19 protein-coding genes are annotated in these 26,195 nt (G+C 40.4%); 7 read left to right on the top strand and 12 right to left on the bottom strand.

Going from position 1 to position 26,195, the window contains the following annotated elements:
* Positions 1–44: 44 nt before the first annotated feature.
* The 11 genes from QSE00_RS22845 to QSE00_RS22795 all read right to left on the bottom strand — a co-directional run bounded on the left by QSE00_RS22845 (position 45) and on the right by QSE00_RS22795 (position 14,591).
* Complete coding sequence (locus QSE00_RS22845; protein WP_286107656.1) at positions 45–1,388, bottom strand: hypothetical protein; 1,344 nt, start codon at positions 1,386–1,388, stop codon at positions 45–47.
* Positions 1,385–2,440 (bottom strand): glycosyltransferase family 4 protein, encoded by a 1,056-nt coding sequence (locus QSE00_RS22840; protein WP_286107655.1) that lies wholly within the window; start codon positions 2,438–2,440, stop codon positions 1,385–1,387. The genes QSE00_RS22845 and QSE00_RS22840 overlap by 4 nt, the downstream gene beginning before the upstream one ends.
* Positions 2,441–2,540: 100 nt before the next feature.
* Positions 2,541–3,662: a glycosyltransferase gene (locus QSE00_RS22835; protein ID WP_286107654.1), complete on the bottom strand. Its 1,122-nt coding sequence runs from the start codon at positions 3,660–3,662 to the stop codon at positions 2,541–2,543.
* 1 nt (position 3,663) lies between these two features.
* Complete coding sequence (locus QSE00_RS22830; protein ID WP_286107653.1) at positions 3,664–4,734, bottom strand: glycosyltransferase family 4 protein; 1,071 nt, start codon at positions 4,732–4,734, stop codon at positions 3,664–3,666.
* 131 nt (positions 4,735–4,865) lie between these two features.
* Positions 4,866–6,062 carry an O-antigen ligase family protein gene (locus QSE00_RS22825; RefSeq protein ID WP_286107652.1) on the bottom strand — a complete coding sequence of 399 codons (1,197 nt, stop codon included), beginning with the start codon at positions 6,060–6,062 and terminating at the stop codon, positions 4,866–4,868.
* Positions 6,062–7,543 carry a lipopolysaccharide biosynthesis protein gene (locus QSE00_RS22820; RefSeq protein ID WP_286107651.1) on the bottom strand — a complete coding sequence of 494 codons (1,482 nt, stop codon included), beginning with the start codon at positions 7,541–7,543 and terminating at the stop codon, positions 6,062–6,064. The genes QSE00_RS22825 and QSE00_RS22820 overlap by 1 nt, the downstream gene beginning before the upstream one ends.
* Positions 7,536–8,150 carry an acyltransferase gene (locus QSE00_RS22815; RefSeq protein WP_286107650.1) on the bottom strand — a complete coding sequence of 205 codons (615 nt, stop codon included), beginning with the start codon at positions 8,148–8,150 and terminating at the stop codon, positions 7,536–7,538. Before QSE00_RS22815 ends, QSE00_RS22820 begins: the two co-directional genes overlap by 8 nt.
* An 86-nt stretch (positions 8,151–8,236) precedes the next feature.
* A complete protein-coding gene (locus tag QSE00_RS22810) occupies positions 8,237–9,394 on the bottom strand; it encodes an MraY family glycosyltransferase (RefSeq protein WP_286107649.1) in 1,158 nt (385 codons plus the stop codon).
* A gap of 1,567 nt (positions 9,395–10,961) precedes the next feature.
* On the bottom strand, positions 10,962–11,792 hold the full coding sequence (locus QSE00_RS22805; protein ID WP_286107648.1) for an amidohydrolase family protein: 831 nt from the start codon (positions 11,790–11,792) through the stop codon (positions 10,962–10,964).
* Positions 11,793–11,909: 117 nt separating this feature from the next.
* Entirely contained in the window at positions 11,910–13,562 is a 1,653-nt protein-coding gene (locus QSE00_RS22800) for a UxaA family hydrolase (RefSeq protein ID WP_286107647.1), read from the bottom strand.
* Between the two features lie 21 nt (positions 13,563–13,583).
* Positions 13,584–14,591: a zinc-binding alcohol dehydrogenase family protein gene (locus QSE00_RS22795; RefSeq protein WP_286107646.1), complete on the bottom strand. Its 1,008-nt coding sequence runs from the start codon at positions 14,589–14,591 to the stop codon at positions 13,584–13,586.
* Between the two features lie 392 nt (positions 14,592–14,983).
* Between QSE00_RS22795 and QSE00_RS22790 the strand changes: the two genes are divergently transcribed.
* From QSE00_RS22790 to QSE00_RS22780, 3 genes are all read left to right on the top strand, one after another.
* Positions 14,984–16,123: a saccharopine dehydrogenase family protein gene (locus tag QSE00_RS22790; protein WP_286107645.1), complete on the top strand. Its 1,140-nt coding sequence runs from the start codon at positions 14,984–14,986 to the stop codon at positions 16,121–16,123.
* Positions 16,124–16,289: 166 nt separating this feature from the next.
* Positions 16,290–19,007, top strand: coding sequence for a bifunctional YncE family protein/alkaline phosphatase family protein (locus QSE00_RS22785; protein ID WP_286107644.1), 2,718 nt, complete (start codon positions 16,290–16,292; stop codon positions 19,005–19,007).
* 294 nt (positions 19,008–19,301) lie between these two features.
* The gene (locus QSE00_RS22780; protein WP_286107643.1) at positions 19,302–19,598 is read left to right on the top strand and encodes a GIY-YIG nuclease family protein; all 297 of its coding nucleotides are present in this window, start codon (positions 19,302–19,304) and stop codon (positions 19,596–19,598) included.
* 304 nt (positions 19,599–19,902) lie between these two features.
* Here QSE00_RS22780 and QSE00_RS22775 read toward each other — a convergent pair whose 3' ends face one another.
* Entirely contained in the window at positions 19,903–21,951 is a 2,049-nt protein-coding gene (locus QSE00_RS22775; protein ID WP_286107642.1) for a TonB-dependent receptor plug domain-containing protein, read from the bottom strand.
* Between the two features lie 540 nt (positions 21,952–22,491).
* Between QSE00_RS22775 and QSE00_RS22770 the strand changes: the two genes are divergently transcribed.
* The 4 genes from QSE00_RS22770 to QSE00_RS22755 are packed head-to-tail and all read left to right on the top strand — an operon-like array spanning position 22,492 to position 25,976.
* Positions 22,492–23,190 (top strand): orotidine 5'-phosphate decarboxylase / HUMPS family protein, encoded by a 699-nt coding sequence (locus QSE00_RS22770; RefSeq protein ID WP_110357623.1) that lies wholly within the window; start codon positions 22,492–22,494, stop codon positions 23,188–23,190.
* A 35-nt stretch (positions 23,191–23,225) separates the two neighbouring features.
* Complete coding sequence (locus QSE00_RS22765) at positions 23,226–24,251, top strand: zinc-binding dehydrogenase (protein WP_110357622.1); 1,026 nt, start codon at positions 23,226–23,228, stop codon at positions 24,249–24,251.
* Positions 24,252–24,256: 5 nt separating this feature from the next.
* Entirely contained in the window at positions 24,257–25,057 is an 801-nt protein-coding gene (locus tag QSE00_RS22760; protein ID WP_286107641.1) for an SDR family NAD(P)-dependent oxidoreductase, read from the top strand.
* Positions 25,058–25,082: 25 nt separating this feature from the next.
* Entirely contained in the window at positions 25,083–25,976 is an 894-nt protein-coding gene (locus tag QSE00_RS22755) for a sugar phosphate isomerase/epimerase family protein (protein WP_110357620.1), read from the top strand.
* The last annotated feature ends 219 nt before the right edge of the window (positions 25,977–26,195 follow it).

Raw genomic sequence — 26,195 nt, 5'->3', positions numbered from 1 at the left:
TGATCTGGTCAATTAAATTTGACTTTAGATTAAATTAATTTGTACTAATTAACCAATAACCTTACTTTACCCGCTTTTGAGCGTATGGGCTCTTGCAATTCCTTAAAGCAAAAGTCAACATAAATATCTTTAACATTAAATAATAATTGAAGCTCATCCAAATCAAAATGATTGACAAATTTTGTATGAGGAACATAAAATACTGTGGCTTTACCTGGCTCCTTTTGTTTTATTTGGATATGCCGGCAATAATCGAATAAGGAATGATGCCTTCCAAAAATTAAAGCAGTTAATGAAATTTGTTTTAGATGCTTGTCAATTATCTTATCGCCAACTCTTCCTTCTTTGAGCTTAAAATTAGTTAAAAGTCCATTTTCAAATGTACAATCGTAAATAACATCCTCGGTGTTATATCTGATCAGGGGAGAAACAAAATTATAGTAGTTGGTGCCAATTAAATTTTGTTCATCATTAACGGACAAAACTTCGGTATATCCATATGAATGTAACGGTTTGTACATATCTTTGGATATTTCAGGAGCAATAATGCACCCCTCGGAGTGTCCATAAAAAGTAAATGTTTTTACTCGAAATGTTTTTTCAATAAAATTTCTATATTTCTCATATGCATATTCCGAATTTAAAATACATCCCTTTAGGTCTTTAGTAATTTTCCATAGTAACATTTTGTCTGTCTTGCAGTACTGTGCAAATTCATAAATTATACTTGGATAGCCATGTAGATAATGAATTGGCGTATTTAAATATTTAGAATTGAGCCTTTGTGACATTAAAGTGAAATCAGAATATACATCCAATCTTAAACTATGCCGAATAACATCATATTCTACGTAATCCTTGACCTCTCCTCTTCCTATAAAAAGTAATTTCAATTCTGATGGTTTAAAAGAAAACTGATTTTTCCATATATAATGTAAATGAGCCCATTCAATTCCCATTTTCTCTGGTGGCGTATAAAAAGATAACGGTTCTCCGCTAGTACCACCTGTATTTACTTTCATGCTTTTAAGGGCTAGATTGGTCCTCTCTTCCAATGGAACCTCTTGTAAATGTTTTTTGGTGATTGTTGGAATCAGTTGGATATCCTCGAATGATATAAGTTGATTCGGATGAAATCCTTTGCTCTTATAGTAATTATTATAAAAAGGAATATTTTCATATGCATATGAAGTTATAAGTTTCATTTTGTCCAAAATAAAAAGTTTTTGAACTTTTGAGTGACTTTTTTCAAATAATGATATATCTCTTCTTGCACGCCTATAAGATCTTCCTATGCCAGGTCGAAAGGCAAACGGTATGTAAGCGACATATTTACCTATGGAATAAGGTAGTTTTAATTTATTTCTAAAAAAATATGATAAGTTCATAACCCATTATATAATTTATCCAATTCTTTCTTTACCATTTTTGGAAAAAAAGGTTGGACTCTTTTATAAGATTCACTTCCTGCGGTCTTTCTAAATTTTTTATTTTTAACCATGACCTCAATAGCACAAAGCAATTGATTGGAATTTCCAGGTTCAATAAGTAAACCGTTAAGTTTGTCTATTACTACCTCTGGGATCCCCCCTACGTAGGTTGAAATAATTGGTAGAGAATAAGACATCGCTTCTAATATAGAAATAGGTAACCCCTCGTTATAAGATGGAAGGATATAAACATCTGCCTCTTGTAGGCGTTTTATTTTTTCCTCATTTGACACCCAGCCGATAAAATGAACTATTTCCTTTAATTGGTATTGGTTTATTATTCGCTGTAATTTATCTACCTCTCCATTACCGGCAATATTAAAAATAGCCTTACCCTGCAGATCAATTCTATGTTCTTTTAATGTTTCTAATAATAACCAAACTCCCTTTCTTTTGTCTATATAGCCGAGAAATTGAAAATTGACAGGGCCCTTATTTGATTTGTTTATAGAAATATTTGAAGGAGTTCCAATTATATTAGGAATAACTTCAACGCGTTTAGGCGTAAAATTAGTTATAAAGAAGTTTTTCCAACTTTCAGATAAAGATATTATGCAATCCGCATTGTTTATTAAATCAGCTATTTTACGTTTCTTGTAATTATTGGATTTTTCAAAAAATAATTGGTATTCTGCACCGTGAACATGATAAATGGTTTTCTTATTAAACCATTTACTGATTTTAAAAATAATATTTTTTCGAGTGAAGCTGTTATAGGAGGCCCCATGGATATGGACAATATGTATTTCTTTTTTAGTTAATAACAAGAAAATCAATTCAATGACTCCAAAGGTGAAACCATATAGTTTTGTAAGACTGTTTTTTGAAATTGTGGATGCTACAAAATAGGAATTTGGATATAGTTTTTCATATTCATGCAACACAAATGCTACCCCACCTTTTGGTTTTTTTGAATAAGGACCTATGAAGAGAATGTTTTTGTCTTTCATATACAAATTTAATTGACAATCATAAATATTATTACATACAGTAATTTATCGATTATTTTTTGGTTGGGTCGAATTTGTTAACACAGGAATTTTTAATTGACTAATAATTGGTATTAAGTTGTTTTTTAAAAAATTTGTAATGTTGATTTACGCAAGATTCCATACTAAATTGATGGTTAAATTTAGTCCTATCCCGAATTATAGAATTTTTGTTGTGAGGGTAATTTAAACTGTTAAACAATTTGACAAAAGATTCCACACTAAATTCAGAAGGTATATAAACAGCCTTTTGATTGCCAAATACGGTAATATGTTCATTTATTGGTGACAAAATTAAGGGAACACCTACACTCATGGCCTCCAAAGCAGTTATGGGAAGGCCCTCATGAATAGAACTGGAGATATAGAAGTCGGACGAATACATTAAATCGATGATATCGTTACGTACTCCTAGAAATTTAATTTGGTTAGGATAATTTAAGTCTAAAATGATATCTTGAATTTCTTTATACACCAAATCTTCTGAATAATTACCACAAATCAGTAAATATAATTTGCCTTGGAAACTTAAGTTGTTCAACTGCTCAACCATTTTAATTAGCAAAATTTGATTTTTTTGTTTAACCACGCGACCTACATTTAATAATACTGTAGCATCTTTCGGAATGGACCATTCTTTTTCAATCCCATTGCGAATATTTTTTGGGGCATTGGTATTAATTCCATTATTAATGATTGCTCCTTCTCCAATTTTTTTATATAGTTTAATTTTTGCTTCTTCTGAACAATAAATTTTTTTGAACAAAATCTTAAAAATAGTTTTTTGAACAAAGGCTTGTGAATTATACTCAAATATCTTTGTATTATGAATAGTTTGGAAAAATGATATAGAACGTTTGGAAATTGCAAAAGGTAGGGAATAAACCCCGGCAATAAATGAATGAATATGCACAATATTCGGTTTGAAATCGTTAATAAATCTATTTAAAACCAAATAGGGTCGGATTGATTTCTTCCCAGGTCTTCTTCCTAGTGATTTAATTTTAATTCCATTTTGTTCAAGGTTTTTAATTTTGAATTGTTCAGAGGTTTCATTATATAATTTATCTACGACAATAACCAATACTTCCGCTCCTTTACTCTTTAATCCGATAGATAAATCTTTTGTTAAAGTTTCGGCTCCACCTGGACCAAGACTCGCAATTATTTCGATTATGCGCATACTATAAAATCTTAAAAGTTGTCACTAAATTCTGGTATTGAGTTTGCGGTAAATGCTGTTCTTCAAAATATGAGGTAATCGAATTTTTAGTTTGATTGTAAAAAGATATATTGTTGTAATAATTAATAGCGTCTATGGCTTCCCCAATGCTATTTACTTTTACCCCTAGATTTTTGCATTGAATTAGATTACTTGGGTCAAAGGTTGTAATGACAGGGATTTTATTGGACCAAGCCTGTAAAAAGGTGTTGGGAAAACCTTCCATTTCAGAAGTGCAAACAAAAAGGGTTGCTCTCTCAAAGAGGGCATTAACCATTGGTAAAGAGCAGGAGCCAAGGAATTGCAAATTATGAACATATGAAGCTTTTTTTTTACATTCCTCAAAGAGTTTTTGATCTAATGCTCCTCCTACCATTACAAACTTCAAATTAGGAAGTTCTCTTGCTAAATCTATAAACCACTTTGGTCGTTTCAATTCTCTAAAATTGGAAACCCACAAAATAATATCTCGTTTTTGAGATCCTTCACTACTATATGGCCATATATTGGGAATGCAGATTAATTTTGATTTAGGCGATCTATTTCTTAAAAGTTTCTCCTGCTTCGAATTTTGAACTACAAAATTAGAAACATTTAATAGCCCTAATCTAAAAAGCCATCTATCCCAAGGTCTTGCTATAAGTTCTTTACCGTTAATAAGGTCTGAATCACTGGCGAACATCAAAATGAGTTTGATTCGCATTAATTTGGAAAATAATGAAATAGCAAAAAGTTGCCGGGACGCACCCCGCGTTATAATTAAATGAGGTTTATGTTTAGCAATAAAAATGCAAGTATTAAAGAATTCAAAAATAATATTTAGAAATCTAATTTTCTTGAAAATGTGAAATTTGATTTCATTATTTTCAGAGGGAGTTATAGTTTTATTATCTGTTAAGGATATAACTTGCCATTTATTTTTAAAAAATACATTTGCCCAATTCATCATTTGCACGGCAATACCAGAAACCATGCCATGTCCTTTGAGCAAGTTATCAATACCAGTAGTCCAAATAATTACTTTTTTCTTCATTAACTCCTAATTTTTAATTCATTATCTAACTGGTTATTATTAAAAATAAGCTGATATATAACAATTAATATATCAGAATATCATTCAATTATAGATTAATACTTTAAAAGTTAGAATAATGTAGAGAAATGTCATTTAAGTCTCAATTTTTTTGAATAATTAATTTGTTTTGTCCTAACAATGAAACCAATGACTAGGCCAAGAATCAGAAACATAAACCATACCCTATACATTCGGGTAGCTGTAATCATAGCAAGAACAATTAGTATATATCCTATGTATAGTTCTGCTTCCCTTTTATTTCTTATGAATAGGCGTATTTCATTAAGATTTTTTAGAATGAAAAAATAAAAATAAGCGAATAATAAAAAGCCAATTGCGCCTAACTCCGTCAATTGTATCATATATTCGGAATGTTGTGCCAATTCTAAACTATTATAGTTTTTAAAATTTCCTAAACCTATTCCCGTAATTGGTTTTTCTTTCAATACTTCCCATCCTTGATAATAAAAAAAACCTCTATCACCAAACGCATCTAAAACTGGATTTCCAGTTTGGAATTCCATCCCATCGCTTTGATTAGACGTATTTAAAATACGTTCACCCAAGGCAGTATTTTCTAATATATATTTCATAGGAAACATAAAAAATATAAATCCCAGTACTATTTTAATTGTACTAAGCCAAAAACTACTAGATCGATAAATAAAAAAGTGTAGGATAATCAATAAAGTAAGCCCGCCAAAAGCAGTTCTAGAACCGGTCATTATTATAGCCACTACTGGTACAGCTACTAAAATTGAAAAGAAATATATAGAAAAACCTCTATAATAATATTTCAAGTATAAAAGCAATGTTAAAATTGTTGCCATAATACCAATAGTATTGGAATTCATTTCTCCACCAATTCTACCTTGGTCAGTTTTCGAAACAAATATTAAGACAAGTATGACTCCAAGGTACATACCAAAAATCAGGACATTTAAGAGTCTTTTTTTATTATGGACATATTCTAAACTTATAACAGTCATTAAAACAAATGGAACTGTAATTTGTGTGATAAAAGACAAAAAAGGAATGTCATGTCCTTGTCCAATTATTATGGAATTGATATAAGTATATAAAAGCCAAAAACAATAAATCATTAATGGTTTCTTGAATGCTATTTTATAAAAATATTTTTTTTTAATTAGGAATAATAATACTACAATAGTTAATAATGTTATGGAATAACCAGCCCCATCCACTTTAAGAATAAATCGTTGAACTGGGTCCCATATTAGAACCATTAGAATGAAGAAATATTCAAGCCTAATATATTTTTCCATTACCTTATTGTGTTTAGAAAATCGTTTTTTATCTTCAATAATTTTGCCTTTTTTATTATAAAAAGGTCAAAATTTATTTCAATAATTGTCACAATAAGCAGATAGATGCTAGAAGTTATTACCACATAAATTATATTTCTATCAATAATATTATTTTTTAAATAGGTGAATGGGGCAATGGATACTAGTGATATTAAAAATATAGTACCTATTTGCTTCCAAGGTAGAAAAGTGTACAGAGTAGACTCAGTAAATTCAATTTCTTTTTTGATTTGATAAAATTTCGGCAATATTATACTAATAAGTGCTCCGCACATAGCCCCAACGCTTCCATAATTTTTAATTAAAAAATAAGTCGATGGAATTGATATTATGGATGCATATAGAAAGGCTCTAATTATGAACTTAGTATTGCCAGACGCTCTCAAAATTAAACCGGCACCCAACATTACAAAAATAAAAGAAATTAGATATAACTGAAATAAAATAGTGGCGTCTGAATACTTATTTGTGAATAAAAAAATTATTATTTCTTTAGCATTCAAAGTTACAATTAAAATTATTGGAATTGAAAACGATAATGTTTTTATGACCATACTCTTATATAAATTATGAGCTTGTCTTATTTCCCCATTACTGAAACATTTGACCATATTAATTACTGTAACCTGGGATATAGAATCATATATTTGTTGTATACCTGGTATACCAAAAAAAGCTATAGAATATGAAGCATAGGAGGAAGCGCTTAAATAAGTGATTCCCACTAATTTATCAAATTTTTGAGAAAAAGTTTTTATTGCAATTGCCGCTCCAATAGGAAGATTATATCTGAATTGAATAATAGCTTGTTCTTTATGATAAATCTGTCCATCGGGCCCTTTTTTTATTGACTTGCCAATATATCCAATTATAATTAGTAAAACTATTGAAGAAGAAACTATAATGGCATTAATTACTGAGTTAATACTTGGGATAATAAAAAAAAATCCTACGATAAAGATTGCCTTAATAGCCACTTGAAAGGTAGGAAACCAAACACTAAAAACTAAATCTTTCTTAACAACATATAAAGGGTGAATAATAGTGGTTAATACCAATATTATTGTTAGGAGGTAAATAACTGTTTTATAATTCTGCAATTCATCATTTGCTAAAAAGAACTCGGAGAAATAGGGTAAATAAATAAACAATGCTGATAATAATCCAAATATCAATAAAAAGAAGACCGTGTGATATAACAATGATTTTTGATTTTTTTTTAAGTTTGTTGGGTAGAAATAAAATATATTCGAAGATATCCCGAACGAAAAAAAAGAAGATAAAAAAAATATTACAGTATTAAATTGATTATAAAAACCATACTCTTCTTTATTTAAAAATCTTGTCAGAAAAAGTGGCACGAAGAATGTCGCAAAAAGTGCGATAATTTTTCCAAAAGCAAGCCAAAAAGTCTGTTTGTTATCCGAAACTTTAGTCATTTATCTTATAATCAAAAAATCTTGGCAATAAATGAATATCAGTTTTGACAATTTTTGCTGGATTACCCGCTACAATGCTATTTTCAGGAACATCTTTTGTCACTACAGAGTGGGCGGCAACAACAGCATTGTCTCCTATGTTTACACCCTTGTTAATTCTTGAGTGGGACCCTATCCACACATTGTTTCCAATAACAATTGGCTTGGAAACGGAATATTTCCAACTTCGAAGCTGATCTCCAGAATTTGAATGTTGCTTTATTTTTCTATCATCAGGTTGTACAGGGTGGTTATTATTATCCATAATCGTAATATTATGAGCAATTGAGGCATAATTGCCAATTGTCACAGAGTTTACGGCCCCTATAATTGTGTTTTTTCCTATCATAGAATAATTGCCGATTGTAATTTTTCCTCCATATTGACTAGCTAATTCACCTCGCAGATAAAATCTTTTACCTATTGATATATCATTTTTAGTTGAGCCATATGAAAGTACTATATTGCTTCCATGATAAAATTTAAACTCTCCTCCTAGTTCGCCAACTAGTTTTAGTAATCTTTTCGTATTTCTCTTTTCAAGAAAACCATTCAAAGTGTTTTTCAAAAAATTTATCATTATGAATATTATAATTTATGTAATCATCTCATTAACTCATATTTATTATGATGCTAAAGCTTCTGCCTGTCATTTCATCCCAAAAAGCTATTAATCCTCGCTCGCAGCATGGCCAAGGTTCTTTTTCGTTGCATTTTGGACTTTTTACTGCCCCGTCTAAATATCAACCAAGGTGAAAAATAGAGTAGGGGTACGGCCAGTACCAACAGGTACAGTTGCAGGTTTATGTAAAGGTCTTTGATGATAAAGGCCAGTGCTATCACCAAAATATTGATTATGCCCAGAGTAAGGGTGGCCTTTTTATGGGTGAGGCCCAAGGCCAATATGCGATGGTGTATGTGGTTGCGGTCCGCACTAAAGGGACTGCGCTTTTGTGCAATACGGATGGTAAAGACCCTTAGCGTATCCAAGATGGGATAGGACAGGATGGCCATGGCCATAATAGGGGCTACATGTACGGTGTAAGGCGTTACCGTAGTGGCATTGAATTCCAAAAAGGATATGGCCTGGTAGGCCAGGATAAAGCCTATGAACATGGAACCGGAATCGCCCATAAAAATTTTGCGTCTGCTGGAGAGGTTGAACCTTAAAAAACCTATGAGGGCACCGATCAGGGCAAAGGAAATGATCACCATTAAATAACGTTCATTAAGGATATAGAAACCACCAAAGGTGGCAGTGACAATAACACCTATGGTTCCGGCCAGACCATCTATGCCATCTATCAGGTTAAAGGCATTTATCACGGCCAGGAATACAAAGACGCTAAAGGCCACCGAAACTATATACGGCAGTTCCTCCAGGCCCAAAAGGCCATAACAGCTGGCTATCCGCACATCGGTCACAACAATGACCATGAGGGCGGCCAGGATCTGTATCATAAATTTCTTCTTCGGGGCCAGTCCCAGCAAGTCGTCCTTGATGCCCAGAAACATCAGGGTAATACTGGCGGCGATTATAGACAGGAGTTTTATGAGCTCTGCCTGGGACAGCCCCATCACCATACCCAGACCAATGAGGGTAAGGCTAAAAGTAATAAACATACCCACTCCACCCAAGGTAGGGGTCTTGGCCGTGTGCATACTGCGGTCTATAGGTTCATCCATAAGGTTCTTGGATTTTACCAAATAGATAATGACCGGGTACATTCTCAGGGAGAGCAATACGGGTGCCAATATTGCCACACACACCAAGAGGTAAGTATTGGTAAATAATTCATATAGATATGCCATGTTCCTTATTTAGGGCATAATAGATTAGTTCTCTAACTACAACTTAATGTCTTTTTTGCATCCTTTACTTGGGGAATATAAAGGCGCAAAGGTAAAATTCAGGGTCGGTGAAGGTAACTTTTAATGATTGAACCTCCATCTGCAAAACTAATAATATTTATCATTATTAACATAATTTAACTTTATTTTTAGGGGCATAGTAGGTTAATTAATCTTTAATTTTAAGACTTATCCATGATAGAAATGATGAAATGGGTATGAATTGTCTTACAAGTTAATAAATAATGATGAAGCCCGCTAGTTTTTAATGGCAACTTTAGGTGGATCTGTGGATCGGGAAGATGTGTATCAATGGATTAATGTGTTAATTTGAAAATGAGATGATTTGATGATTTGAAGATGTACCAATGTATCAATGTGGAAATGTACCAATGTAGCAATGAATCAATGTATTAATGTGTTAATTTGAAGATGGGTTAATGTGGAAATTTGATAATGTACCAATGTATTAATTTGAAAATGGGTTAATGTCTTGTCCGGGGATAAGCCGTAGATAAGCCATAGATAAGCCGTATATAGGCCGTATATAGGCCGTATGTGAAAAATAGGGAAAACAGGCTAAATCCACCCCTTTTTCGGCGCGATCTAGGCTCAATACCACGACCCTAGGGTCGATTCCTGTTGTTGGGTTCGGGGCCTGCCTTTGTCGGCAGACAGGCTTGGGATTTTGATCAGTCGTGTTTTTTTTGATAATAATAGGAGCAATTTAGTAAAACCAATGATTAAATTATTTCCAGGGTTTCAATAATTCTTAACGGCCATGCCCAAAGGTTTTTAATAACGGAAAATGACTTATCCCCACATGAAGGTTGACGCAACGAAAGGACCGGCCTATTTTCAATTTACTTAAGTGGTTATTATTGTTTTTTATAGGTTTTCGTGAATCTTCGATTTCGTCTTAAATCAAGTAGTTTCCACATTGGGTTCAGGTAGGCGTCCATAGAGCATTTCACCCAAGTGAAAGCGGCCTGGACGCCGGGGCCGTGGAAAGTGCGTAGATTTAAAGAAATTTAAAATCAGCCTGCCTTGGCTACAGCTGGCTCCTCCTAATCAAGCTACCCCGCACCTTGGTTATTCGGCCCTGGTCGTTTTTTATTCATCGGCTGGTCTATTGATTTTTAATGGTATTCATGAATGCTACGCATTTGGGCGATGCAAAAAATGAACAGAACACAAAAATGAGATAATTTGATGATTTGTAAATGGGTTAATGTGTAAATGGATTAATGTCTTGTCCGGGGATAAGCCGTAGATAAGCCATAGATAAGCCGTATATAGGGCGTATGTAAAAAATAGGGAAAACAGGCTAAATCCACCCCTTTTTCGGCGCGATCTAGGCTCAATACCTCTATTATTAAGCTATTCTTTCCATAAGAATATTTTCTTAAGCACAACAATTATTCCTGATCCGTAATTTCTTCTCTCTATCGTTCGTTACCGAAATGACTACTAGGTAATTTTAGACTTTCGGTATTGATGAACATTCTGACCACTGACAAATAACCGCTTATTCCAAGCCGTAGAACTCCACTGCATTCTGTCCCATAATGGCGGCTTGCTCCGTGGAGCTAAGGCTGGAGATAAAATTGGTGGTCAATTCCTTTACCTGGCTATAGGTTCCGGCAACCAGGCACACTGGCCAATCGGATCCGTACATACAGCGTTCCGGACCAAAGGCCTCAAGGACCAGGAGCATATAGGGATGGATCTGTTCCGGGGTCCAATTCTTAAAATCGGCCTCGGTTATCATGCCCGAGATTTTGCAGTATACGTTTTCATGTTTGGCAACTTCCTGCATCAAGGTGGCCCAGCCATCGTAAAAGCCATCCTTTATATAGGGTTTGGCAATATGATCGATGACGAATTTTTGATTGGGGAATTTCTTTACCAATTCCAAGGCAGCCCCCAACTGATGGGGAAAGATAAGGATGTCATAGACGGCATCGTACTCTTCCAATTTGGAAATGCCCCTGAGGAAATCGGGCCGCAATAGGAAATTATGGTCGGCCTCGTCCTGTACCACATGTCGGTAGCCCTTTAGATGCTTGTCCTTGGCGTATTTTTCCAAGGCCTGGTCCACATCGGCACTCCTTAGATCTACCCAACCTACCACTCCTTTTATAAAGGCGTTGTTATGGGCCAGTTCCAAAAGGAAATCGGTTTCCGCCAAGGTCTGGTCCGCCTGTACCGCTACACAGCCGTCCACGCCATTTTTGGCAAAGACCGGCTTTAGGTCCGAGGGGAGAAAATCCCTTCTTATAACGGTCATTTGATCGCTTATCCAAGAGTGGTTTACAGGATTGTATTTCCAGAAATGTTGGTGTGAATCTATAATCATGATATTAATATTTTTAGTTTGTTAATAGGTCCTTATTTTACCTCTCCTTGGGAGAGCCTGCCCCGCGAATTCCGCGGGGGTCAGAACTGCTTTTTGGCAGTTCTGGGTGAGGTCCTTTTATAGGGATATCCCTCTTTTCCATGGGATAAAATCGTTTTGCTCCAATCTAACCGCAGCCGGGACACTGTTGCCACTGGCTACCTCTACGATATAGTCCAACAGTTCTTCCCCTTTGGTCTGTATGGTATCCTCCCCGGTAATGATAGTGCCGGTGTTAAAATCGATAATATCTTTCATACGCTCACTGAGGGCATTGTTGCTGGACATTTTTATGACCGGGGCCACCGGGTTCCCTGTTGGGGTGCCAAGGCCGGTAGTGAAGGCAATTACATTGCATCCAGATCCTGCCAATCCCGTGGTGCTCTCTACATCGTTGCCAGGGGTACATAAAAGGTTTAGGCCATTTTTGGTGACCCTTTCGGTGTAATCCAATACGTCCTGAACCAGGGAAGTACCTCCTTTTTTTGCGGCTCCGGCCGACTTCATAGCGTCTGTGATGAGTCCGTCCTTTATATTTCCCGGTGAGGGATTGTTTTCAAATCCGGAGCCAATGGAAACCGCTTTGGCCGAATAGGCCCTCATGATATCGGCAAACTTTTTGGCATTTTCCGGGGTTTCACAGCGGTTGATGAGTTCCTGTTCCACTCCGTTGAGTTCTGGGAATTCGGATAGTACCGTAGTTCCTCCCAGGGCCACGATAAGGTCTGAAGCATAGCCCAGGGCCGGATTGGCGGAGATACCGGAAAATCCGTCCGATCCGCCACATTCAAGGCCCAATACCAATTTGCTAAGGGGAGCGGGTTGGCGGGTCACCTTATTGGCTTCAATAAGGCCCAAAAAGGTTCTCTTTACCGCTTCCTCTATAAAATGCCGTTCACTCTTACTTTTTTGTTGCTCCAAAACATGTAGCGGTTTGGAAAAGTTGGGGTCGCGCTTGGCTATGGCATCTTCCAATATTTTTACCTGGGCGTTCTGGCAGCCCAGACTAAGGATGGTGGCTCCGGCAACATTGGGATTGGTAATATATCCTGCCAATAGGTTGCAGAGGGTGTCCGAATCGCCGCGGTCGCAGCCGCAGCCCCCGTCGTGGGTCAGGAACTTAATGCCGTCCACATTGGGAAAGGTACGGTTCTGTTTAATGTCTTCGGCCGTTTTAATTATGGGGGAAGCCATCAGGTCTTCCGCGCTGGCGCCTTTTTTGTACTGGGACACCAAGACCTCGGTGTCTATAACGTAGTCTTGGGCTGTCTCATAGCCCAGGGCATTGAGCAGGGCAGTGCGCAATACGTTTACATTTCTGTTTTCACAGAAGACCATAGGGATTACCAGCCAGTGGTTGGCGGTCCCCACACTGCCATCGGCACGGTGGTACCCATGGAAACTGCTGTTTTTCCATTTGGAAATGTCCGGTGCTACCCAATGCGATTGTTGTTCCCCTACATTGTAATCGGAGGAGGCGTGCACCACATTGTCAATGGTAATGCTTTCCCCCTGGGCGATGGGCTTCGTAGCTTTCCCAATCAGGGTACCGTACATTAAAATGGGATCTCCCACCTTGAAATCCTGAAGGGCGAATTTATGCTTGGCGGTAACATCGTTTTTGAGGGGGAAGGACTTCCCTTCAAATTCTACCACATAATCTTTCTTCATATCCTGCAAAGCGGCAAGGATATTGTCATTGGGATGTATTTGTAAAAAATTCTTTGACATATATTTAGGTATGCTATTGATTTAAAATTCTACCGTAGCTTTCATTACTCCGGTAGCAGGTTTTAGCCAGCTGTCAAAATTCTCCTTCATCTCCGAGAAATGCACATTGTGGGTAATGAACGAATCGGTTGGGAACTGGTCCAGGATTTCGATCACCCTTTCAAAATCGGCCACCGTGGCATTTCTACTGCACAAAAGGGTGGTCTCCTTGGCATGGATGGCCGGATGGGTAAAGCTAAGCTCCCCCTTGGAGAGTCCCACCAAAATATACCTTCCGCCGTGCGACATATAGACGGGTCCCTGTTCCAAGGCTCCCTTATGGCCCGAAGCATCGAATACGGCAGTGGCCATGTCGCCCTTGGTAATTTCGGAAATCTGTTTTACGGGGTCTTCGGCCACGTTTACAATATGGTCCACTCCAATCTTTTCCTTGGCATACTGCAGTCGGTCCTGGTTCATGTCCAGGGCGATGACCTTGGCCCCTTCTATCTGGGCCAGTTTCATGATGCCGATACCGATAGGACCGCAGCCTACCACTACTATGGTCTCTCCCGGCACCAACTGTGCCCTGCGGATGGAATGTGCGGCAATTGCCAAAGGTTCTACAATGGCCATTTGTTCGTTGGTCAGGTGTTTGGCCGGCAACAAAATATCCACGGGGACGGTAATCTGCTCCTGCATGCCACCATCGGTGTGTATGCCCAGTACCTGGATCTGGATGCAGCAATTGGTCTTGCCGTTCCTACAGGCCACACAATGGCCACAGCTCAGGTAGGGCATGATAACCACATTGTCTCCGGGTGCTATTCCCTTTTCGTTTTCGTCTATTTCGAGCACGGTGGTGGCCAGTTCATGACCAAGGATCCTAGGATAGCTAAAAAAAGGCTGGTTACCGGTATAGGCATGGAGGTCGGTACCGCAGATGCCCACCTTGTTCACTTTTAACAGGGCCTCCCCTTTTTTACGTATAGGGGCCTCTTTTTCCTTTAACTGAAAATCCCCAGGTTCCTCACAAACAATGTATTTCATGCCTTTAGTTCTTTTATTTAATTAGGGTCGATATGAATGGTCATTATCAATTTATAGCTGTGCAAAAAGCCACAAGAGCTAAAATGGTTATTTGGTTTAGGGCCGTAATTTAGCCAAAAAGATTTAAAAATTATTGAATGTTGAACGCGGAATATAGGGAAGGGTCAAATGTGTATAGGGAAGTGGAAAATTAGTATTGGCTAGTGAGGGAAAAGAGAAACTAAACATGGTGTTCGGTTGTAGGTTGAATGTTCAAAAGTTGGAAGTCGATACTTCCAGTCTACCTACGGGCAGCTTGTTAGTCCCGCAAAGGAAGATGGGAACTACAGCTAAGAGCGGAAACTTCCAGGAAAAAATGGTATCTTTCTTATAACAATTTTAGCCCTAGGAATATGTCGTACAACATGGTTATAGCAGGTGCAGGGGGGATAGCCCAGGCTGTTGGTTTGTTATTGTCCGAATGGAGCAATGTACCCATAAGGATTTTTATAGGCAACCGTAGGTTGGAAAAGGCCGAAATGGTGGCCAAATGGATAGGGGAGGGAACTACCGACCCCTTAGTTGCCCAAGCATTTTGTCTTTCCGATAGGGGCCTGACGAAAGAAATGGAGGAAATTTTCGCAGAGGGCGATGTATTGCTCGATTGCCTTCCGGGAAGTCTGGCCCCCAAAATGGCGGGCTATGCCAAAAAATACGGACTTCATTACGTTAACCTCACCGAATATGTGGCGGAGACCAATGAAATAATGGCCTTGGCCAAAAATGCCGAAACCGGTTTTGTGCTACAATCCGGACTGGCACCAGGGTATATAGATATCTTGGCCCATTATCTCTATCAGGAATTCTGTAGAAAGTACCGTGTAGACAAAGGGGATAAACTGCAATTTAAGGTAGGGGCCTTAACGGACCATGCCGTGGCACCCCATTACTACGGTTTTACCTGGAGCCCCGTGGGCGTTGCCACCGAATATATGAAAGATGCGGAAGCAGTGCGCGATTTTAAAAAAGTACCGCTTAAATCGCTCTCGGAAAGGGCTAGGATTATTATAGACGGCAGGACCTATGAGGAAGACCTCACTTCCGGGGGCGCTGCCGACCTGCCGGATGCCCTGGCCGGAAAGGTGCGGCATTTGGATTATAAGACCCTCAGATATCCCGGGCATTACGCCTGGGTACAACAGCAGATTGAAGGTTTGGCAAATGGGGATACGGCCATTGGGACATTGCAGGAAAAAATGGAAACCGAGATTCCACATATGGAACAGGATCAAATAGTATTGTATGCTGCAGTGGAAGGCAAGGACAGCCATGGCGTACTAAGGCGGAGCGAGGTATCCAAACTAATACGGCCGCAAAAAGTTGGGAAACACAGACTTAGGGCCATACAGGCCACTACGGCAGCGCCTATGGTGCAGGCCGCTTTTATGTTATTGGAGTCCGATCGCAAAGGGGTTGTACTACAAAGTCAGATAGATCCGAAACCATTTTTAAATGGAAGTTTTATAGCAGCTGTTTATGGGGAGATTCCGTAAACGGCTCTTACTGAAAGGTCCAGAATGTGCTTTCTGCATTTTTACTTCAATTAAATTATTTTAACATTACGTAAAATGATTGTTAAGAGACCCTGTCTTTCATCTAAAATGCGTAATATTATTTTTTCATATAAAAAACATCCATCCACCTTTTAATTCCAACCAAATGAATCGGTTAATTGTAGTCTTTTTAATTTTAGCTTTTGTTTCCTGTAATTCGCGCCAAAATAGTATTACCATCCTGGAGGTACCTGGTAAGGATCAGTACAGTACTATTGATGAAAACGGGGTTTCTATCCTGGCAAGTGGGAGGTATGTTACTCCTGTAGGGGATAAATTGCGCATAACACATGATCCCTTTGGGATGGCTATTTCTCCAGATGGGAGCAAGGCCGTTACCTTGCACGATGGGGTCTTTACCGTTATAGATGTAGCCTCCTTGGAATCGGTCAGGATTCCCAGTTATGATGGTAGCATACCATCGCCCTTGGCCAAGGGTTCTTTTTTGGGGGTCGAATTTGCCCAGGACTCCAAAACGGTTTATTTAAGCGGGGGCGATACGGGGGCCGTGATACAGTACGATGTGGAAAACCTTGTGAAATTGGACTCCATTTCTTTAAACGGTAGTGTTGACGGGAAGGAGTATCGGGATAGTTTTACTTCGGACCTAAGGATCAACGAGGCCCAGAACGAACTGTTGGTGTTGGATCGGGCGAACTTTAGAATGGTGCGGATCGATCTGGAAACCAAAAAAATAAAGGGCTCCGTAAATGTGGGGCGACAACCTTTTGGCTTGGCCATCAGTCCCGATAAAAAGCAGGCCTTTGTAGCCAATGTTGGGGTGTATTCCTACCCTTTGATAGAGGGGGCTACTCCGGCCAATTATGATTCCTTAATGATTTCCCACCATCCTTATGGGGACAACACCAAAGAATCCATTGAAGGTACCGTAGTGGAAGGTCGTAACATCCCAGGAGTGGGAAGCCCGTTGCATCCTGATGCCATGAGCGTTTTTACCATAGACCTTGATAGTAACAAGGTGATCAAGAAATTCAAGACAGGGCACCAGATAGGGCAAACGGTGGATGATGCCGAAGTGGTAGGGGGGGCAAGTCCCAACTCCATCGCCGTTGGGAAGCAATTTGCCTATGTCACCAATGCCACCAACGACAATATTACCATTATAGATCACCTGCGTCAGGAAATAGTTGGCCATATTCCTATTCAGGTCGATTCCCGGATCGATACATACCGGGGTCTTCTGCCCTTTGGCATAACCATGGACAAAGCGGAGCAAACCCTGTATGTGGCCCTCTTGGGTTTCAATGCCGTGGCCGTAATAGATATTCCGTCCCAAACCACCAAGGGGCTTATTCCCAGTGGATGGGGCCCTACCAGGGTAGAATTGTCCAAAGATGAAAAGAATATTTATATCATTACTTGTCGGGGCCTTGGTTCCGGTCCCAATGGCGGTAAGGATTTCGTGGAACCACCACAGGGCGATTATATTGGGGATATACAATTGGGCAGTTTCCAAAGGGTACCTATGCCCACAAAAGAAAAACTTGCCGAGTATACCAAAATATCCATAGACAATACCTTTAGGGAAAGCACCATAACCGATGACGGTTCCAATCCTTTGCCACCCTTGCCAAAACTGCGTCAGAGTCCCATAAAACATGTGGTGTACATTACCAAGGAGAACAGGACCTATGACGAGGTCTTCGGACAGCTAAAAACCGGGAAGGGAGATAGTACTTTGGCCCGTTATGGGGTTAACAATACCTATACCTTGCCCGATTCGGTACAGGCACAATTCCCCAACCTGAGAATTTCACCCAATCATCATAAGGCTGCCAAGCAATTTGCCTATTCGGATAATTACTATTGCGATAGTGATGCTTCGGTACATGGCCACCATTGGTTGGTAGGGGTTATTCCAAACGAATGGGTAGAGGCCAATGCCAGCGTAAGCAAATCGGCCAAGATTTTTTCCGATGCCCCAGGGCGTCGTCATCCAGGAACCATAGGAAGTGTAGATCCCGAGGATTATGCCGAGATTGGCGGTCTTTGGGAAGCCTTGGATAGGGAAAATGTTTCCTTCTATAATTTTGGACAGGCCAATGAAACGGCGCATGTGCGTGAGGAATGGTACGATACCAATACAGGTGCAGCCCATGGGGTGATGGTACCCATGCAAAAGGCACTCTTTACAAGGACCAGTCACGACTATGCCGGTTATAACATGAATATTCCCGATCAATACCGTATGGATCAGTTTGAACGGGAGTTTACGGAAAAATGGATCGAAGGGGCGGAGGAAATGCCTCAATTGATCACCATGATGTTACCCAACGATCATGGGGCACGTGTACGGCCGGAAGATGGTTATCCTTACCCGCAATCCTTTATGGTAGACAATGATTTGGCCGTAGGGAGGGTATTGCATTTTCTTTCCAGGACCAAATACTGGAAAAATATGTTGGTAATCATTACGGAGGATGACCCACAAGGCGGTGTAGATCATGTGGATGCCCATAGGTCTATTTTAATGATGGCAGGCCCTTATGTAAAAAAGGGATATGTTTCCAACACCCATGCCAATTTTGGGGCCATTTTAAAGACTATGTACAATATTTTGAATGTTCCCTATGTAAATCAGTTTGATGTTACGGCCTCTTTGCTTCAGGATTTCTTTACTTCGGAGCCCGACTTTACACCCTATACCCTGGAGCGCCATGATGAGCGGATGTACAATGCCGAACTCTCCATGAAGAAGTACAACAAAACTATCGATTGGCGAAAAATAGAACAAGGCCCACCAATGGATAACGAGGACGATGCCCGGGTAAACCATTATAAGAACAAGGGGGATGAGGAGTAGGGAACAGTGGTCAGTTTTAAAGTTCAAAGTTTGAAAGTTGAAAGTCGTCACTTCGAGTGATTTTGCATAACGAAGTGGAGCAAAATTGTATCGAGAAGTAGATTGTTTGCACTAAAAAGTTCTCGATACAAAATGGCTGTCGCCATTTCACTCGAACTGACGATAGAACATAGAAGGAAGTTGAATGCCCTTCATTTCTAGCTTGTTTACCGTCACTTCGAGTGATTTTGCATAATGAAGTGGAGCAAAATAGTATCGAGAAGCACTCGATTTAGCGTTTGAATTACATTAAATATGAAATTATCTTACGTATACATTCTTAAATGTGCTGATGATTCATACTATACAGGTGTAACATCAAATTTAAATGGACGACTGCTGGATCATATTTCAGGTATCCATATAGATAGCTATACGTATTCACGAAGACCATTGTCATTGGTTTACTATGCTGAATTTTCAGATATAAATTTAGCCATCCTAACCGAAAAGCAAATTAAGAAATGGTCTAGGGCTAAAAAAGAAGCGTTGATCAATAACGAGTTCGAAAAATTACCCAATTTAGCAAAGAAAAAATTTAGACCTAAGTAGGGCTTCCTTCGTCATACAATGCACTCACCGTCACTTCGAGCTTGCCCGGCCCTCAAGGCGGGCCTGCCCGATTTTAGGCGGGTGATTTTATACAGTGCAGCGAAATAAAATTGTATCGAGAAGCACTCGAACTGACGAAAGAACCTCAAACTAAGATGTTAGAAGTTTAAAAGAGTAAATGTTGAATGCCCGTCACTTCGAGTGATCCGACAGAGGAGGATTGTATCGAGGATTAGACGGCACCGCGAAGCACTCAAGTTTAGGATGTTAAATATTGATTACAACCCAACCTTGTACACCAAAACTACAACCTCGCAGAAACCGAAACCACTCCAGACCTGCCATAACCATTAACGCCTGAACCATGGTACCTGTAATCTTCATTGAAGATATTCTGAAGTCCGGCAGCGATGGTGACACAATGAATGGAATAACTGGCATGAATATTAAGTACGTTCCAACCCGGGGTACCTCCCTGTGGTATCCTATTATCATCCATATCCCCTGAAGCCAAACGGTCCTGCTTGCCGGCGATAAGCCAATCTGCATTGAGATTCCATTTTTTCAGGTTGTAAGAGGCGGCCAACCGTCCAAATAAGGGCGGGATTCGGCGTGCCGGTTCATCACTGGTTTTATTTTGTCCGTAGGTATAGGTCGCGTTTCCCGATATTTTCCAGTGGGGATCCAATGTTAAATCCCACGCCATTTCCGCCCCTTGGACAAATCCGCGTTCCACATTTTTCTTTTGATAAACGGGGTAACCCTCTATGCTATCTCCTTCAATCCTATGGCGTACGATTAAATCGTACAATTCATTGCGATAAAGGAATACCTCTGCTTTAAGTAGGCGATTGCGAAATTTATACCCCAGTTGATATTGTAGCGAATGCTCTGGTTTGAGGTCGAAATTGGGAGTTTCGTAACGGAAATCGACAATGCCCAAAGATCCTAGATCATTAATGTTGGGAGCTCTAAATCCGGTGTTGATAGAGGCAAAGACGTTGGAGGATTGGTTTATCCTGCGTTGGACGGCCATATTACCTACTAGGGCGGAAGGGGTTAGTTTGGTTGTGCCCAAGTCCGAATCGGTCACCTTGTTGATAAAGGTATTAAAACGGGCTCCAGCTGTAATTTCCCACGGGTCCAAACGCAGGGTATGCATACTGAAAGCTGCAATACTGGTCATGGTGGCCCCATCGGGATATAATCCGCGATTGGCCGTTTCGGTATTGGTGGCTAGATCCCTATCGGTCCTATTACTTTGTACCTTGTCGCTATATACCTCTACACCACTATTGGCCGACCATATTTCCCCAGAGCTTGTCCTGGTTTCTGCTGAAAAGCCATAGGTGCGGACCTTATCATTTTCGGTTCGTTCCAGGGTAGCGCCATTTTTTTGCAATAATCTGCCCTCCTCCTGCTGCTGAAAGGAAGCGGTAACCACAGCCGATTTGAAGATGCTGTTATCCAGCTCTTGATGGAGTCGGGCATAGGCCAGTTCCCGTTTTTGGGGATCCATCTTATTTATGGCATAATCCTCTAAAGCCACCTTGTGGTAAACGGGAACATCCCTTTGGTGCACACGTTGATAGACCGTGGTAAGATGGGACCTGTCCCCAAGCAGTATTTTGCCCTTGAGATCAAAATCCAGTTCGCGGTAGCCGGTCGGACTTTGTAGTCCTGTAGTATCCCCTCCTATAAGGTCCCCGAAATTTCGCCAGGTGACATTGGCCCTAAAGGCCACCCGCTTATTACTGTACTTCAATGCGGTATTGGCAGTCTGTTCCATACCTTGGGTTACAAATCGGCTCATTAGATCTGCCCCCCACAGCGACTGTTGTGAAAACGACAACTCTTGACTTAGGGCCTGAATGGTTCCCCCAATGGCGTCGGAGCCATATTGTACAGAACCACTTCCCCGTAAGACCTCCATTTTTCCAATGCTAAAGACATCAATGGTATTAAAATACTGATTGGGTCCAGATCTTACCGTGGCGTTGTTGAGACGGATGCCATCATATAACAGTAAGGTCTGGTTTCCCGTTAACCCTCTGATAAACGGTGATCCCCCACCGTGGTTGGTCTTTTGTACAAATACACCGGGAGATAACAGCAGGGCTTCGGGTGCTGTTCGCAATTGAAATCCCTGTATGGTAGGGTTATGGACTACATCTATGGCCTCAGGGGTCTTATTTTGAAATGATTTAAACCTATTTGCTGTAATGACCACTTCATCCAAACTATGTGGAAGCAGGGTATCCCTAGGGGATAATGAATCGTCCTGGCTGTACGAAAATGCAGTAATAAAACAAGAAATTAAGGTGAATAGTAATTCTAAAGAACGATTTTTCAATAAGGTCATTTTATGGTTAGTTCGGTAATGCTTTCTATTGTTGGCTGTTGGGTGCAAATCAAATCCAATTTCACCTTTATATAGTAAGGGATCAAAATTGGGTTATTTGGTTCTATTGAATATTAAATCGGTATTAATTAATATTTATCTTTTGCAATAATAATGGTTCTTCCAAGAATATAAAAGACAATAGCAAGATTGATAATCATAGGAGTTGTTTATTGGCACCGCCAAAGGGTATAATACCCCGAGGCTTGCCTCGAAAATTAAAGTTCGTTTCCTACGAATGCCTCGCGGGCTTGCCCCGAGGTAGTTTACTGAAGAAAGTGACAATACCAGTGGTTATAAATCCGAAAAGGGTAATATTGGATTTATAATTGATAAATTTTATGTATTGTGATTCTTTATCTTTGGATTGACGCTGTAGCCCAAAAAAATCAATACTTTTTATCGACCTTTTATTGGTATTTTGAATTGATTGCGGTCTATGGTAAATCAAAAAAAATACAACTTTTTAATTTATTTAATTATTGACCATTTATGAAACCAATTGTACAGATTTCCCTAGACCTTACCAATATTGATGAAGCTTTAGAAACGGCGGCCATGGCATTGCGTGCAGGGGTGGATTGGCTGGAAGCGGGGACCCCCCTTATTTTGGCAGAAGGACTCCATGGTGTACGAAAACTGAGGGAAGCCTTTCCTAAAATTCCAATAGTAGCCGACCTTAAAACTATGGACGGTGGATATCTGGAAGCAGAAATGATGGCGAAGGCAGGTGCCACCCATGTAGTGGTGATGGCCAGGGCACATGCTGAAACCATAAAAGTGGTGGTACAGGCAGGTAAGGATTACGGAGTAAAGGTAATGGGCGATAATTTAGGATGTCCGGATATGGTGGAAGGCGCCAAATGGTTGGAAGACCTTGGATGCGATTATATAATCCATCATATTGGTTATGACGAACGTCGTGGTATTGCAGCCCAAGGCTTAAAAATGCCAAGTCCAATGGATCAATTGCGGGAAGTGGTCAATGCCGTTAAGGTACCGGTACAGGCCGTGGGCGGACTTACCTTGGAACAGGCCATACGCTGTCCGGAATACGGGGCGCCCATGGTTGTTTTGGGAGCACCGCTGACCATAGATGCCGATTCGTTTAAAACAGCCGATGGTGACTTGGAAAGTTCGTTGCGTCTTATCTGTGAAAAGATCCATGCATACGGCGAAATAACAAGATAATAAGCGAAAATTTAAAAATATAAAGAGCTATAAAGATGAATTCAATAGGAGTAGTAAATTTCTCTTCCAAGCCAGGAAGTGTTGAAATTAGGGAAGTGGAAAAACCGGGTATAGGGGAAGATGATGTGTTGCTGGAAGTGGCCAACGTTGGGGTGTGCGGAAGTGATCTGCACCAATGGACTTCAGACCATAGTTGGCCTGTAAACTATCCCGTGGTCCTTGGGCACGAGTTTGGTGGCCATATCGTGGCCATGGGGAAAAGGGTAAGCGGATGGAAGGAAGGCGATAGGGTAGTAAGTGAGACCGCTGCAGTCATAGATCTGAACAGTCCGCTTACAAGACAAGGCCTGTACAACCTGGATCCCACTAGAAAAGGATTTGGGTATGGGGTAAACGGAGCCATGACGCGTTTTGTTAAAGTGCCCGCTAGATGTCTACATACGGTTCCTGAGAACTTGCCCTTTGAGCAGGCCTGTTTAACCGAGCCCTGTTCGGTAGCATATAATGCAGTGGTGATGAATTCCAAAATTAAACCAGGGGACAGGGTCATTGTCCTAGGCCCTGGGACCATAGGTATCCTTTGTGCCGCCGTAGCCCGTTTATGTGGCGCCGAGGTGGCCGTTGTAGGCTTGGAAGCCGATAGGGAAAGATTGAACATTGCCAAGCAATATGGCTGTGAAGGAATTGTGGGCGATGCAAGTGCCTGGGCCAATAAACAAGACGGATTGGGAGTAGATTGTGTAATAGATGCGGCAGGAGCAAGTGCCACTTTAAAAATAGCCCTACAATTGGTACGTCCCAACGGACATATAACCAAGGTGGGTTGGGGTCCACAACCTCTAAACTTTTCCTTGGATCCATTGGTGCAAAAGAATGTAACCCTACAGGGTAGCTTTAGCCATAACTGGCCCATATGGGAAAAAGTGTTGTCTCTTCTGGCTTCAGGAACCTTGGATGTAAAACCTATTATTGGTGGGGTCTGGGAATTGAAGGATTGGCACGAGGCATTTGATCAAATGCACTCGGGCAAGGTGGTGAAAAGTGTTTTAAAACCAAGTTAACCCCTATGCGTTTAAAGGATAAAGTAGTATTAATAACAGGAGGATATACCGGTATAGGCAAGGCCATTGCCAAACGTTGTGTGCAGGAAGGGGCGAAGGTGGTCATCAACGGATTGGAAGAGGAAATAGGTCTGGCAGTAGTGCAGGACTTGGGAGATGCCAATGCGGCCCATATTACCATGGATATAACGGAGGACAATGCCCCTCAGGTATTGGTAGATGTGGCCATGTCCAGATTTAGGAAGTTGAATGCCGTGGTAAATAATGCGGCCTATATAGCTTCTTCCAATATAGCGACTACCCAAGTGCATTTTATAAAAAGAATGTTGGCCGTTAATTCCATTGCTCCTTTGATGATCATTCAGGCAGCATTGCCCCATTTATCCTCCGTTCGTGGATGTGTCCTTAATATAGGGTCTATCAACGCTTGGGGCGGGGAACCGGATTTGCTGGCCTATAGCATGTCCAAAGGGGCCTTAATGACCTTGACAAGAAATTTGGGCGATAGCCTGTTTCGGGAAAATGGGGTGCGTGTAAATCAGATCAACCCAGGTTGGGTGCTTACGGAAAAGGAAATTTTGAACAAGAAGGAACAGGGGATGAAAGCGGACTGGTACAAGGACATCCCGGATATTTTTGCCCCCGCCCAACGAATTTTCACCCCCGAAGAAATAGCGGTAGCCTGTGTATATTGGCTTTCCGATGAATGCGGACCAGTTAGTTCGCAGGTGATGGATTTGGAACAGTTTCCCATGATAGGGCGGAATCTCCCCAAAAACTGGGAAGGTTCCCACAAAAAGAAATAATTAATAACTTTAAAAGAATAAAGATTTGCCACAATTAGCAGTATTTCCCAAAGCATTTATGCATGAACTTTGTAAGGATGGAACCATGAAGGTTTCAGAATGGATCGATCTGGCCGTTGCGCTGGAGGTAGACGGATTGGAATGGTATGCCGGATTTTTGGAGATGGCCGATAAGGCCAACTGGCCCGTTTTTAGGGAGCAGGTGGAACGTCATGGGAAAACCATACCCATGCTGTGCTGTTCCCCGGATTTTACGCATCCTGATGCCGCTTTTCGGGAAAAGGAAATTAAAAAACAGATAGGATGGATAGAAATGACCCATGCCCTGGGCGGCACCTATTGTAGGGTATTGTCCGGACAACGTCGTCCAGAACTGACCATAGAGGAAGGTGTTGGCTTTGCTGCGGATTGCATTAAGGAGTGCCTTCCCCATGCGGAAAAGTTGGGCGTTACCCTCATTTTGGAAAACCACTATAAGGACGATTTTTGGGAATATCCGGAATTTGCACAACAGATGGACATTTTTTGTATGTTGGTAGATCGCATCCACCATCCTAATTTCGGAGTGAATTACGACCCTAGCAATACCTTTTTGGCAGGAGAGGATCCCCTGGAACTCCTATATAGGGTTTCGGACCGCGTAGTTACTATGCATGCCAGTGATCGCTATTTGAAGGAAGGAACCATTGAGGACCTGCGCAAGGAGGAAGGTGGAGCCATGGGCTATGCCAAAAGGCTTAGTCATGGGGAGATTGGCAAGGGCCTAAACGATTATGATGCTATTTTTAAGGAATTGAAACGGGTTGGTTTTGACGGTTGGATCAGTATCGAAGATGGTGTGGACGGAATGGATCAATTGGAACGCAGTGTAGCCTTCCTAAGAAAAAAAGTAAAGGAGTATTGGCCGGAGTTTAAGTAGGGTTACCTACATCAGTATAAGCAAGAAGTCACCAATATGACTGGAAGAATTCTGTATTTCTAACGCCTCTGAATTGCGCCCTGAATGCCTTGATTTTGGATCATGACCAATTGTTGTGTTTAATAAAAAATTAGGATTAATTTGATCAGTCGTGTTTTTTTTGATAAATAGTTTTTATTAATAGGAGCAATTTAGTAAAACCAATGATTAAATTATTTC

The sequence above is a fragment of the Arenibacter flavimaris genome (assembly GCF_030291335.1).
Classification (GTDB): domain Bacteria; phylum Bacteroidota; class Bacteroidia; order Flavobacteriales; family Flavobacteriaceae; genus Arenibacter.
The sequence above is the reverse complement of the archived record's forward strand: the minus strand, read 5'-3'. Positions and strand labels throughout refer to the sequence as shown.

Excerpts from the sequence above, each read along its gene's own strand:
- QSE00_RS22845 (WP_286107656.1), bottom strand. The coding sequence starts at position 1,388 with ATGAACTTATCATATTTTTTTAGAAATAAATTAAAACTACCTTATTCC.
- QSE00_RS22840 (WP_286107655.1), bottom strand. The coding sequence starts at position 2,440 with ATGAAAGACAAAAACATTCTCTTCATAGGTCCTTATTCAAAAAAACCA.
- QSE00_RS22835 (WP_286107654.1), bottom strand. The coding sequence starts at position 3,662 with ATGCGCATAATCGAAATAATTGCGAGTCTTGGTCCAGGTGGAGCCGAA.
- QSE00_RS22830 (WP_286107653.1), bottom strand. The coding sequence starts at position 4,734 with ATGAAGAAAAAAGTAATTATTTGGACTACTGGTATTGATAACTTGCTC.
- QSE00_RS22825 (WP_286107652.1), bottom strand. The coding sequence starts at position 6,062 with ATGGAAAAATATATTAGGCTTGAATATTTCTTCATTCTAATGGTTCTA.
- QSE00_RS22820 (WP_286107651.1), bottom strand. The coding sequence starts at position 7,543 with ATGACTAAAGTTTCGGATAACAAACAGACTTTTTGGCTTGCTTTTGGA.
- QSE00_RS22810 (WP_286107649.1), bottom strand. The coding sequence starts at position 9,394 with ATGGCATATCTATATGAATTATTTACCAATACTTACCTCTTGGTGTGT.
- QSE00_RS22805 (WP_286107648.1), bottom strand. The coding sequence starts at position 11,792 with ATGATTATAGATTCACACCAACATTTCTGGAAATACAATCCTGTAAAC.
- QSE00_RS22800 (WP_286107647.1), bottom strand. The coding sequence starts at position 13,562 with ATGTCAAAGAATTTTTTACAAATACATCCCAATGACAATATCCTTGCC.
- QSE00_RS22795 (WP_286107646.1), bottom strand. The coding sequence starts at position 14,591 with ATGAAATACATTGTTTGTGAGGAACCTGGGGATTTTCAGTTAAAGGAA.
- QSE00_RS22790 (WP_286107645.1), top strand. The coding sequence starts at position 14,984 with ATGTCGTACAACATGGTTATAGCAGGTGCAGGGGGGATAGCCCAGGCT.
- QSE00_RS22785 (WP_286107644.1), top strand. The coding sequence starts at position 16,290 with ATGAATCGGTTAATTGTAGTCTTTTTAATTTTAGCTTTTGTTTCCTGT.
- QSE00_RS22780 (WP_286107643.1), top strand. The coding sequence starts at position 19,302 with ATGAAATTATCTTACGTATACATTCTTAAATGTGCTGATGATTCATAC.
- QSE00_RS22770 (WP_110357623.1), top strand. The coding sequence starts at position 22,492 with ATGAAACCAATTGTACAGATTTCCCTAGACCTTACCAATATTGATGAA.
- QSE00_RS22765 (WP_110357622.1), top strand. The coding sequence starts at position 23,226 with ATGAATTCAATAGGAGTAGTAAATTTCTCTTCCAAGCCAGGAAGTGTT.
- QSE00_RS22760 (WP_286107641.1), top strand. The coding sequence starts at position 24,257 with ATGCGTTTAAAGGATAAAGTAGTATTAATAACAGGAGGATATACCGGT.